Here is a 13,142-nt window from a genome sequence, read left to right as displayed (position 1 = left end):
TTTTATGGATGAAATTGTTTCTCTGGATACCTTTCAACCATTCGACGGAATGCTCAAAATGTTCCCTCAGCATAATTTCCCTTATTATAACTGCGATTATAATTTGTTATTGACGCTAGCAAAATATTTCAATAAAAATGAGCTGCCGATTTTAAATAATGTCGTTAGCATTTATCGATTTGATAAACAGAAAATAAATACAAGAGGATATTTTAAGTTAGAAGTGTTGGATCTCGAAGAGGAAGATAAGATACTTGAGAAAATGGGTATCTCTATTAGCAGAAAATCTCCTGCAATAGATTCTTTACAAGATGAAATAATCAAATCTATTTCTAAGGGCAATCCCATTGCCATTTTTATTGATTTATTTTATCAACGCGGGCGGGACTTTTACTTTAACAAAGTACATGGACTGCATCCTGTATTTGTCTATGGCTTTAATCTTACGAACAAGGAAATATATACGGTTGACGATATTAAAGAATACAGACAATATTCTTTACCCTTTTCAGAATTTATAGTTTCATGTATGAGTTCGGAACACATAAAAATGCCCAACTATTATTGGGAATATTCACCAGAGCCCCTCGCTGATCATGATATCTTGGAAGATAAGAAGTTAGCGCAAACGAACATCAATAAATTTGTAGAAAATATGTGCAGGTATCAAAATGAAATAACGGATGGTTTGAATAACATACTGTTGCTAGCAGAAAATTTCGAACTCGTTATAACAAATGAAAGTCTTATAGAAACGCTAAGCAGTACGATTTATAGAAAATGCTCTGAGAAATATAGGTTATATATTCTCAATAAGTACAACATTGATCGTATCAATGCATACCCTTTAATAGACTCGTTATTGGACCAAATTATTAATGACTGGAAGTCATTAAGGATATATTCGAATAAAGCCATCATGTCCAAAACGCTCACGAAGGAAGTAAAGGATAAGTGTATTGGTTTATTAAACAAAATATACACGAACGAAGTACATTTTAATAATCAATTTTATTTAATGTTAAAGGCTGCGACATAGTAATGATGCTGCTGCAGAAACATCAATCGAGCCACTCCGGGAGGAGTGGCTCTTGTCGTTGTACGCCTGCCGCATTATTTTACTCGGAGGACCAGGAAAGAAGATCTGGAGGACCTCGTCGGCCGGTTCGGGTTAGAGCATGGAGAGGAAGAGCGGACGCAGCGGGAGATCGCGAAGGAACTGGGAATATGGATCGAGGATAGAGAAAAGGGCGCTCATGAAGCTCTATCATGAGTTTTATAAGGTTTATCGTAGAGTGGGGGCTCAGATCATGCAATGTTTAGTCCATAATAATTAATATTATAAAGTTTTCATGAATCTATAAATATAATACAAATAAATATTACTAATTACACAAATCGACATACTTAGACATTATAGATGTGTTATCCTTTTTCTGTTATAATTTTTTTAACATGATTAGAAGGTGATTACGTAGAATATGGATTCAATGGTGGGAAATCTAAGACGAATAATGAACAATGAGGATCAAGTTAGTAGTGATTTTGAAACTCTGCTTAATCATGGAAAAGATCAATCATCCTATCATCCAACCCGATTACCCAATGTCGTTGTCTATCCTGAAAACATAAGGAATATTCAAGAGATTGTTAAATTCGCATCGGAGCACGAAGTTCCTATCGTGCCTTTCGGACTAGGCAGCTCTGTTGAAGGTCAAGTGATACCTGTTCGCGGAGGCATAAGCCTTAATATGACTCGAATGAATAAGATCATTGAAATTTGTCCTGATGACTATGTTGTAAGGGTCCAGTCTGGAGTCACAAGAAATCAACTAAACCGTGAGCTTAGGAAACACAATTTATTTTTCCCGGTTGATCCGGCAATCGATGCTACTCTTGGCGGCATGGCGGCCACAAATGCGAGTGGAACAAATGCTGTACGCTATGGAACAATGAGAAGCCAGGTTCTTGGATTAGAGGTCGTACAAGCTAATGGGGAGGTAATACGAACTGGAGGCAAATATTTAAAAACATCTGCTGGGTATAATCTCACCGGATTGTTTATTGGTTCCGAAGGGACGTTAGGCATCATAACTGAACTCATTCTGAGAGTCTACTTGCTCCCTGAAGAAACGGTTACAATCACTGCCGGGTTCCAAAGTGTTGAAGCGGCAAGTAAAGCGGTCGGTAAATTGATAAAATGCGGCCTATCTTTAGGGTGTGTTGAGATCTTAGATGAAAACACGGTCTATGCAATTAATTGTTACAAAAATATCAATCTACCTGTTACTGCTCAGTTAGTAATGAATCTTACTGGAAAGAAATACACAGTAAAAAACGATTTGGTCAAGGCGAAAGAGATATTGCTTTCAGAGGGATGCAATAATTTGAATCATGCATTCAGGAAGAACGAGAGAGAGCAGCTTTGGATGGCAAGACATGAAGCCGCTTTTGCAATTCTGTCGTTGGAGCCTCAGAAGAGGTTGATGGCTACCGATGTATGTGTCCCGCTAACTGTAATGCCTCAAGCAATCGAAAATGCCAGAATGATCATGAATGAGCACCAAATAAAAGGAGCGGTCCTAGGTCATGTGGGGGATGGTAATTTTCATGCTGTATTTACTGTCGATCCTAGTGACAGCTTTGATGTTAAAAGGGCGCAAACCGTGTATAGCGCTATCGTTGACTTCGCGTTACAAAACGGGGGGACTTGTACTGGAGAACATGGAATCGGACTCGGCAAGATTGAATACTTGCAAGAACAGCACGATGATCTAATTGCAACGATGCGAAAGATCAAAGATCTATTTGATCCGCAACACATCATGAATCCCGGAAAAATTTTTGTATAAATGAGAATAAAATAATTATTCTGATAGGTGGTTTTTTTATGCAAAATAAACTGGAGACAGTGGTGAATAAAGCATCTGAAGTTGATGTCAAAGATATTGATTATATAGAAATGTACGTTGGAAATGCAAAACAATCGGCCTATTATTTCAGTAAATTGTATGGATTTAAAGTTAAAGGTTATAGCGGTTTGGAAACAGGTAACCGGGACTTTGTATCCTATTTTCTCGAGCAAGGAGACACCCGGTTAATTATAAGCGCTGCATATTCGTCAGAACATCCAATAGCGAAATTTGTTATGAAGCATGGTGATGGAGTACGTGATATTGCTTTGCTCGTTGATGATGTAGAGAGTACATATAATAATGTAATGCAAAACGGTGGAATTGGAATTAGAGAGCCATACGAGCAGAAAGATGAGCAAGGATGCTTGAAAAAGGCTGTTATCAGGACGTTTGGAGATACCATACACACCTTATTAGAAAGAACGAATTATCGTGGATCGATGCTTCCGGAATATGAATCTATAAGCGATAAATATGATGCACCGGATGCTAGAATCATTCGTTACGATCATTTGGCTGTTTGTGTCGAACAAAATCGAGAGTGGATTGAATATTATGAAAATGTGTTCGGCTTTAAGATGGCCCAACAATTCGATAAAGACGATGTTAGTTCTAAAACTTCTTCCCTAATGACGAAAGTACTGCAAAACGGTTCGGATAAGATCAAATTAACCATTATTGAGCCGGCAGCAGGCGAGAAGAAATCGCAAATCAGCGAATTTCTCGAATATAACAAAGGTCCTGGCGTTCAACATATCGCATTGCTAACGGAAGATATATTAAGAACGGTAGAGAATCTTCAAAAGAGCGGTACCGAATTTTTATATACCCCTGATATGTATTATGATATGTTACCTGCTCGTGTAGGTAAGATTGATGAACCCATTGATAAATTACATAAGCTGAAAGTGCTTGTGGATCGGGATGAAGACGGCTATTTACTGCAAATTTTTACACGTCCAGTACAAGACAAACCGACTCTGTTTTTTGAGGTTATACAACGTAAAGGTTCACGAGGTTTTGGGAACGGCAACATCAAGGCTCTCTTTGAATCTGTCGAGAGAGAACAAGCTTTAAGAGGGAATCTATAGTCGATAGAGGAAGGTGAGTTAATGAGTAATTATATTTTTATGAATGATGAATATGTGCGGGAAGAAGATGCGAAAGTTTCGATCTATGATCACGGATTTTTGTTTGGTGACGGTGTGTTTGAAGGCATAAGAGCTTACAACGGCAATGTATTTCGTCTAAAGGAACATATTGATCGATTATTTGATTCCGCCAAAAGTTTGTTGATGCCCGTTCCATATACAGCTGAAGAAATTGAGAAAATAGTAGAAGAAACATTAAAAAAGAACAATTTAGAAACTGCCTACATTCGAATCATTCTCACACGCGGTGAAGGTGGCGGCTTTAGCCTCGATCCGTTTATCTGCAAATCTCCACAGTTCATTGTCATTACAGTCCCTTTTGAAGCTTTTTCTGAAAGATTTTATCGCAGCGGGATAGAGATTATTACTGTACCGACCAGAAGGAACAGGTCGGATGTGCTCAGTCCACAGGTCAAGTCATTAAATTATCTCAATAACATCATGGTGAAAATTGAAGCGATTACAGCAGGAGTACAGGATGGATTGATGTTAAATACTGAAGGATATGTGGCAGAAGGTACGACTCAAAACATATTTTACTTAAAGAAGGGTGTATTCTATACCCCCCCTTGTTCGCAAGGAGCATTGGAAGGCATTACACGTAATGCGGTTATGGAGTTGGCTCATAAATTAGGATTTCAAGTTGTAGAAAGATCGGTAACTCGACATGATATCTATACCGCTGACGAAGTATTTATGACAGGTACCGCGGCAGAAATCATTGCAGTTGTAAAAGTGGACGGTCGGGTTATAGGTGATGGAAAGCCAGGTGTACAAACCAAGCAATTATATGAAAAGTATAAATTATTCGTCTTGGGTAACGAAATTGAAGCTGTGGTTAACTAAACGCACGATAGTTAATCGACCAAAAAAAGGAGCGCCTCAGTAGGATGGGTTTGTCCACGGGTTCGAAACCCAACACCATCAAGTAGGCGCTTTTATTACGTTTTACGTTTAACGACAAATGTAACGATGAAGGTTCTTGTACATAATGAAAACGTTGTTATGACTTTACTTCAAAAAAAAATTGTAGGAAGGGACATCGATCCGATGAACCATTATAATTTGACATTACCACAAACATCCGTATTTGAAATGGAAGCGTTCGGTGAAGGAGCAATTGCAACGGTTACTCTAGATATGCTTGTTTCAGGGGAACCCAACTTTGAAATTATGACACGCGCGATCAATAAAGTTATTGAGTATCATGACGCGCTCCGAATCCGGTTAGATACATCGAAATCCAAAGTGCAGCAATACGTTTGCAAATATGTTAAACAAGATATTTCTTATAAGAATTTTAGTTCACAAGAGGAATATGTTGATTGGGCAAAATCCTATGCAAAGAATCCGTTGAATACACAAGGAAATCTTTATGAAATCATCGGCATTGCTTTCAAAGATAAATTCGGTGTTATTCTGAAATGCCATCACTTAATTTGCGACATGTGGAGTATGACAATATATTTAAATCAAATTTTTAAATATTATCAATTGCTTGTAAAAAAACAAAGTTTGGGGGAAGAGAAACAGTATTCCTATTTGTCCTATATCTCCAGGGAGCAGGCATATCTAAAAAGTAAGCAGTATATAAAGGACAAAGAATATTGGAATAATGTTTTAGATCATCACAATATTCCAACAAATATTTCCCTAAAATCTGTAAACAATATGTACTCCGAACGAAAAGGTTTCATCATCGATTTGGAAATGGAAAAACAGATTTCGGAATATTGTAAGGAAAATAATATATCTGAATTTAGGATGCTTCTAGCTGTGTTGGGAATTTATATTTATAAAAGAACTAATCAAAGTAATTTATATATTGCAACTACAGTGTTAAATAGAACGACTGAGGAAGAGAAAAAAACTTCAGGAATGTTTGTTAATATGGTACCAATCCCAATTGATGTTATGTCAAATGACAGTGTGTATGAAAATATAAGAAGCGTCAAAGGTTCTGTCAAAAGTGCATTCCACCACCAAAAGTACAATTACATGGAATTTCTACGGGATGCTCACACACAGCATGGTATAGCGGATAGGCTCACGGATGTATCTTTTAATTATCAAAACGCAAGTTTTGACAAAGGATATGAATTTTCATGGTATCATTGCGGCCAACAAACAGAAAGTCTGAGTATTCATGTGAGAAAGAATACAAAGCAGCAGCTTGAATTTTATTATGATTATCACGTTGCGAAATTTGAAGAATGGGAAATAGATTACTTTCATAAGCAATATTATCATCTGCTACAAACTATTCTGCAGGATGATACAACTGTTGTAGAGGAAATTTCTTGTTTAACCCCCGACGAGTTCGATCAGATTATCCATAATTTTAACGATACAGCTGCGGAATATCCGAGTGGTAAAACGGTGGTGGGACTGTTTGAAGAACAGGTTCAAAAGACGCCGGACAATATCGCGGTCGTATTTGAAGACGCGCAATTGACGTATGCGCAGCTCAATAGCCGTTCGAACCAGCTTGCTAGGGAGCTGAAAGCTAGAGGTGTGAAAGCCGACCAAATCGTCGGTCTTATGGTAGAACGTTCGTTGGAGATGATCGTGGGCATCCTCGGCATCCTGAAGGCGGGCGGCGCGTACTTGCCGATCGACCCGACGCTTCCGGCGGAGCGGATTCGCTTCATGCTGGCGGACAGTGGGGTCTGTGCGGTGCTAAAGCAGAAGCGTTACGAATTGTCTGCGGAAGTTTCCCTGCAATCGATCCTCGATCTGGAGGATTGGCCGCTATGGAATGGCACAACGAACAACCCGGATAGGGGCGCAGCGTCTTGTGATCTGGCATACGTCATCTATACGTCAGGAACGACGGGCAACCCGAAAGGGGTCATGGTCGAGCATCATAGCGTTCTCAACCTAATAACGAGCTTAAATGTAAGCGTCTTCCCGACGTCTTCGCGCCCGTTACACGTGGCTCTTGTGTCGCCTTACTATTTTGATGCTTCGATACAACTTCTATTTTCATCGCTCCTTCTGGGGCACGTTCTATATATTGTTCCTGAAGACGTGCGCACGGACGGCAAACAATTGCTTCGATTCTACAACCGATTTGCGATCGACATCAGCGACGGGACGCCTGTACATTTGCAGCTATTAGCGTCAAGTATGCATGACGGCGATTCATTCGACGTGAAGCATCTAGTTATTGGCGGAGAACAGATGCTGGTTGCGACAGTGAGAGAGCTGTTGAATCGCTTGGAGCGATATCCGACCATCACTAATGTTTATGGACCGACGGAATGTTGCGTGGACTCGTTGCTCTATCGTGTAGATAATGAACAATTACTCCAATATTCCGGGCATGCGGTACCGATTGGAAAACCGATGGCGAACACCAAAGTTTTTATTTTGGATGCTTTCGGACAACTGCAGCCGATCGGCCTCACCGGCGAATTATGCATCGCGGGCGAGGGGCTTGCACGCGGGTATCTGAACCGACCGGAGCTTACGGAAGAGAAGTTCGTGGACAACCCGTTTGCACCCGGCGAACGGATGTACCGTAGCGGGGATTTGGCCAGATGGCTACCGGACGGCAACATCGAATATGTGGGCCGGATCGACCATCAGGTAAAGATTCGCGGTTACCGGATTGAGCTTGGGGAAATTGAGAACCAACTGCAAAAGCATGAGATGGTCAAGGAAACGGTCGTCTTAGCCCAAGTAGACGAGCAGGGTCAAAGCGCTCTATGCGCATATGTGGTAGCGGATGTTGAGCTTACGGTAGTGGAGCTTCGGGTGCATTTGGGCAAGGCGCTGCCGGACTACATGATCCCGGTCTACTTCGTGCAGATCGAGCGGTTGCCACTGACCTCTAACGGGAAAGTGGACCGCAAGGCGTTGCCGAAGCCGAATGGAAGCATGTCCACGGGCGCTGTCTATGAAGCACCGAGAAACGAAGTGGAAAAGAAGCTGGCGACGATTTGGCAGGACGTGCTTGGCATCGGTCAGGTGGGCATACAGGATAACTTCTTCGAATTAGGTGGTGACTCAATTAAGGCAATCCGTGTGGTATCCAAGATGCGGGAAGCCGGATACGAACTGGCTGTCAAAGACCTGATGCAACTGCGTATCGTGAATCGGATTGCAGAAAAAGCAGTTGCAGCAGCAATGGAAACGGTAGAACAGGGAGAAGTCAGCGGATTGGTACTGCTGACGCCGATCCAGCATGCATTCTTTGATTGCAACTATGTGAAACCGCATCATTTCAATCAGGCCACCATGCTTTACTGCGAGGAAGGCTTTAATGTAAAAGCACTCAAACAAAGCATCGAAGCGCTTGTTGTTCACCATGACATGCTGCGCAGTGTGTATAGAGATAAATTACAAATGATTTTGCCGGCTCCAGAAAGCAAACGGTTTGACTGGAAAGAGTATGAACTTGAAAATTCCGATAATATTTCACAGATCGTTGAGCAGAAGAGTACAGAGCTGCAAAGCAGTATCGATTTGGAACAGGGTCCCCTAATGAAAGTAGGGCTGTTTCACACCGCAGACGGAGACCATCTGCTGTTATGCCTGCATCATCTTGTAGTAGACGGTGTATCGTGGAGAATTCTTCTTGAAGACCTGAAAACCGGATATGAACAGGCGTTACAGGGCAAGGAAGTCGTTCTTCCGGTAAAAACAGCCTCTTACAAAGACTGGGCGGAAGCGTTAGTAGAATATTCCCAAAGTATAGAATTGAAACAGGAAAGAAAATATTGGAGAGAAATATGTGAACAAGTAAAAAATGGTGTAATTCAAGGTGACTTGGATGGCCAGTTGACGGAATATGCGCATATGCAGATTGAATTGGAGCAGGAAAGTACCCGGCAATTGTTATATGAAGCAGGGAAAGCGTATGGAACGGAGATTAATGACTTGCTGCTGTCGGCACTCGGCATGTCGGTGAAACAGTGGAAAGGACAACATTACGTTGCCGTAGACCTGGAAGGCCATGGACGTGAGGAAATTCATAAAGCTGTGAAGATAGACAGAACCGTCGGTTGGTTTACGAGTATTTATCCAATTGTATTGGAAGTATCGGAGGGTATGGAAGAAACCATCATCAACACCAAAGAAATGCTCCGAAGAGTTCCAAACCACGGCATCGGATATGGCGTGGCAGCATGTCTTGGGCAGGATAGATGGCCGGATGCAAAAGCAGACCTATGCTTCAATTACCTCGGGCACATGGATCATGAACTTGGTACAGAGGGAAGGATTACAGCATCCAATCTGTCATGCGGAAGCAGTATTGCGGATGAAAATATGCCGAAGCAAGGCATTACGATGGACGGGAGTGTATCTGGCGGCAAATTACGGTTTACTATTGCCTATAACAAGGGCAGGTACAGTGCACAAAGCATAGAGCAGTTCTGCCAATATTACGTGCAATCTATTCAAATGATTGTTCAGCACTGTGTATTTCAAAAAGAGGTCATTAAAACAGCTTCGGATTTCGGCGCGCCGAATATGAATGCTCCTGATTTCAAGCAGCTTACACAAATACATCCGGTTAATGAGATATCCGGTATTTATTCTTTAACGCCGATGCAGGATGGAATGTTGTATCACAAATTGGTGGACGAACATTCTACGGGGTATGTATTGCAATCCAAGCTTCGCATGAAAGGTGAATTTCAGGTTGAGAAAGCACGGGAAAGCCTATCCTTGCTGGCTAGGAAATATGATGTGCTGCGTACGGCGTTTATCTATAACAAAGTAAGCAAGCCGTGGCAAATCATATTACGTGAGCGTGAAATCGAATGTAATGTTATTGATTTGTCCTTCAGCGAAGAGAAGGAAAACGAGATCATGAAGGTCCAGCAGGCGGATATTCGTCGCGGATTTAATCTGGAAGAAGACAGCCTGCTTCGTGCGACCATTCTAAGAAAGTCTGAGGAAGAGCATATCCTTCTATGGAGTTCCCACCATATCATTATGGATGGATGGAGCTTACCTCTGCTGTTCCAAGATTTCATGAAATATTATGAAACTCTTACAGATGGAAGAGCATTGTCTTCCTTGCAGGAAAGAGTGCGAGCGGAGGAAGAAGGTATTTCCTCTTATGGTGAATATATCCGCTGGCTGGAGAAACAGGATCGGGAAGAAGGACTTTCTTACTGGGAGAATGTTCTTGCAGATTACAACGAAGCTGCGGAGATCCTGCCGCAAAGTCAAAGCCGGAGCGTAGAAGAACAGGTTAAAGAAGAAGTATATATTACGGATATACAGTTGACTGGACAATTACAAAGACTGTCCAGCTTGATCAATATAACAATAAACACTCTCGTTGAAACAGCTTGGGGTGTTTTGTTGCAGAAATACAACCGGAATACAGATGTTGTGTTTGGGAAAGTTGTGTCCGGGAGGAATGCGGCGATACAGGGAATCGAGCAGGCTGTTGGACTGTTTATCAATACCATACCGATTAGGGTGAAATGTGAAGAAAGCACAACAGTAGAACAACTGCTCGGACAAGTCCAACAGCAGGCAGTTGCAAGCATGGAATATGACCGTTGTTCCCTGGCGGAAGTACAAAGCAGAAGCACACTCGGCAACCATTTGATCCGGACGTTGTTTGCGTTCGAAAACTACTATGTAGACGAGTCATTTAGCCTTGGGAGTCATGGGTTGAAGATCGAAATAGAGAGTGCCAGAGAACAGACAAACTATGATATTTCGTTGAGTGCATTTATTAAGGAAGCTGCCCTGACACTTAAGATTATGTATGATCCAGGTAAATATGGGTCGGAGGAAATCCGGAAACTGCTGGGAAGAATGGGGCAACTCCTGCAACAAATGACCGCAAATCCGAAGCAAAAGATCAGCGAACTGAGTGTGGTGGACGAAGAAGAAAAAAAGCTGGTCATTGAGACCTTCAATGACACCGCTATGGAATACTCAAGTGGAAGAACAGTAGTCGAGTCGTTCGAAGAACAGGTTGGGCGGACGCCGGATAATATCGCGGTCGTATTTGAAGATGCGCAATTGACGTATACGCAGTTGAATGAAAAAGCAAACCAGTTGGCCTACAAATTGCGGGAGCTTGGAGTCAGACCAGATGACAGGATTGCGATCCTGGCCCACAGAAGCATAGAGATGATTATCGGTATCTATGGGATTATGAAGGCAGGCGGCGCCTACGTTCCAGTAGATCCTGGCTATCCGGACAATCGTATCCAGTATATGTTGGAAGACTGCCAGCCGAAAGCGATCCTGCTGGGAAGGGCGGAACTGCCGAACAAAGGGGATATTCCGGTCATAGATCTATTGGATAAGGAGGTCTATACAGGCGCGGCTACAAACCCAGAGCATGTCAATACGCCAAAGGATTTGATGTATGTCATCTATACATCAGGAACAACCGGAAAGCCCAAGGGTGTCATGATCGAGCACAGGAATGTCATGAATTACGTCGAATGGGCGGCGGGCTATTACCGGGGGGCGGAAGGATCGGGAGCGCCTGTTCATTCGTCGCTGGCGTTCGACTTGACGGTCACTAGCGTGTTCGTGCCGCTGCTGTCCGGGAAAGCCGTTCGTCTTCTGCTGGAAGGAAAGCGGCTGGCGGCGGAGGAACTAGCGGATGCGCTGCGGGATAAAGCGGATTATACGCTCGTGAAGCTGACGCCCGCGCACCTCGGCGCGCTAGGCCATCTGCTGTCGGAAGCGGACGCGGCAGGGAGCGCCCGGACGCTCGTGATCGGCGGCGAACAATTGCTGGGCGAACAACTGCATTACTTTCGGACTCATTCGCCACAGCTTCGGCTTATCAACGAATACGGGCCGACGGAAACGACGGTCGGTTGTTGCATCTACGAAGTACAGCCGGACGATCCCTGGACGGGTGCGGTGCCGATCGGCCGGCCGATCGCGAATGCGAGGCTGTACATTCTAGATGAGCACATGCAGCCGGTGCCGGTTGGCGTACAGGGCGAATTGTACATCGGCGGGGCTGGCGTAGCGCGGGGATACCTGAATCGGCCGGAACTGACAGCAGAAAAGTTTGTCGAAAATCCGTTCGGAGAGGACAGAATGTACCGTTCCGGCGACTTGGCAAGATGGTTTCCCGATGGGAATATCGAGTATATGGGAAGGGTCGACGAACAAGTTAAAATCCGCGGATTCCGAGTTGAATTGGGTGAAATCGAAAGTGTCCTGCGCAAACAGCCTGGGGTTAAAGATGCGGCCGTGACGGTCAAGGAGAAAAACGGGGACAAAAGTATTTGTGCCTATGTCGTATTGGATCAGGAAATACGAACAGGCGACATTAAAGACAGCCTTAGAAAAGAACTGCCGGAATATATGGTACCTACCTATATTCAGCAAATCGATAGCATCCCGCTCACGAGAAACGGGAAGCTTGATAAACATGCGCTGCCGGAGCCGGAAGCAACAAGCGGACAGGAATATATTGCGCCACGGAACGAGATAGAAGAAATTGTTACTTGTACCTTTGCAGAAGTACTAGGTGTTACCCCAGTGGGGATTGAAGACAACTTCTTCGAATTGGGTGGGCATTCGCTGCGCGCAACCCGGGTTGTCAATCAGATTGAAGTAAAGACCGGAGTACGTTTGCCGCTGAAGGCTATTTTTGCCGCTCCTACTGCCCGGCTTCTCGCTAAAGAAGTAGAAGAAGCAAAATCGAAATCGAAAGCGAAAGTATACGTTCCGATCTCGCAGGCGGAAGAAAAAGAAGTATATCCGATGTCGTCGGGACAAAAGAGGTTATACCTGATTAACCAGATGGATGATGCAGGGATAGCGTACAATATGCCGACAGTAATGGGGATTCACGGAACGTTAGATAGGGGCCGCATGAAGTACGCGCTGGAGCAATTGGCCATCCGCCATGAAGCTTTGCGCACCAGTTTCCATATGCAGGATGGAGAACTCGTACAGAAGATAGCACAAGAAGTTCAACTTGAATTGGAGTATGAAGAGCGGTTTACAGAAAAAGAAGAAAAGCTGCTGCATGGTTTTGTGCTTCCGTTTGATCTCGGCAAGGCGCCGCTGATGCGGATGAAAGCAGTCAAAAGAGGAGAGGACAAGACGGTCCTCTTACTAGATA

Annotated in this window: 5 protein-coding genes and 1 pseudogene; all 6 read left to right on the top strand. The window is 43.3% G+C overall.

Annotated elements, in window-relative coordinates; genetic code table 11:
- Positions 1 to 4 precede the first annotated feature (4 nt).
- Positions 5 to 1,039 carry a hypothetical protein gene (locus PKO01S_RS01690; protein ID WP_127529563.1) on the top strand — a complete coding sequence of 345 codons (1,035 nt, stop codon included), beginning with the start codon at positions 5 to 7 and terminating at the stop codon, positions 1,037 to 1,039.
- Positions 1,040 to 1,147: 108 nt separating this feature from the next.
- Positions 1,148 to 1,337 (top strand): annotated as a pseudogene (locus tag PKO01S_RS29235) (sigma factor-like helix-turn-helix DNA-binding protein); the annotation flags it as partial.
- A 144-nt stretch (positions 1,338 to 1,481) separates the two neighbouring features.
- Positions 1,482 to 2,852, top strand: coding sequence for an FAD-binding oxidoreductase (locus PKO01S_RS01680; protein ID WP_127529562.1), 1,371 nt, complete (start codon positions 1,482 to 1,484; stop codon positions 2,850 to 2,852).
- Positions 2,853 to 2,890: 38 nt separating this feature from the next.
- Positions 2,891 to 4,006 carry a 4-hydroxyphenylpyruvate dioxygenase gene (gene hppD / locus PKO01S_RS01675; protein ID WP_127529561.1) on the top strand — a complete coding sequence of 372 codons (1,116 nt, stop codon included), beginning with the start codon at positions 2,891 to 2,893 and terminating at the stop codon, positions 4,004 to 4,006.
- A 21-nt stretch (positions 4,007 to 4,027) separates the two neighbouring features.
- Positions 4,028 to 4,912, top strand: a complete 885-nt coding sequence (ilvE, locus tag PKO01S_RS01670) for a branched-chain-amino-acid transaminase (protein WP_127529560.1) — start codon at positions 4,028 to 4,030, stop codon at positions 4,910 to 4,912.
- A 204-nt stretch (positions 4,913 to 5,116) separates the two neighbouring features.
- A partial coding sequence (locus PKO01S_RS01665) for a non-ribosomal peptide synthetase (RefSeq protein ID WP_164779421.1) occupies positions 5,117 to 13,142 on the top strand: 8,026 nt, incomplete at its 3' end.

Origin of the sequence: Paenibacillus kobensis NBRC 15729 (assembly GCF_004000825.1) — a bacterium.
In the GTDB taxonomy this organism is placed as follows: domain Bacteria; phylum Bacillota; class Bacilli; order Paenibacillales; family Paenibacillaceae; genus Paenibacillus_T; species Paenibacillus_T kobensis.
This window is presented reverse-complemented; position numbering and strand designations above follow the sequence as displayed.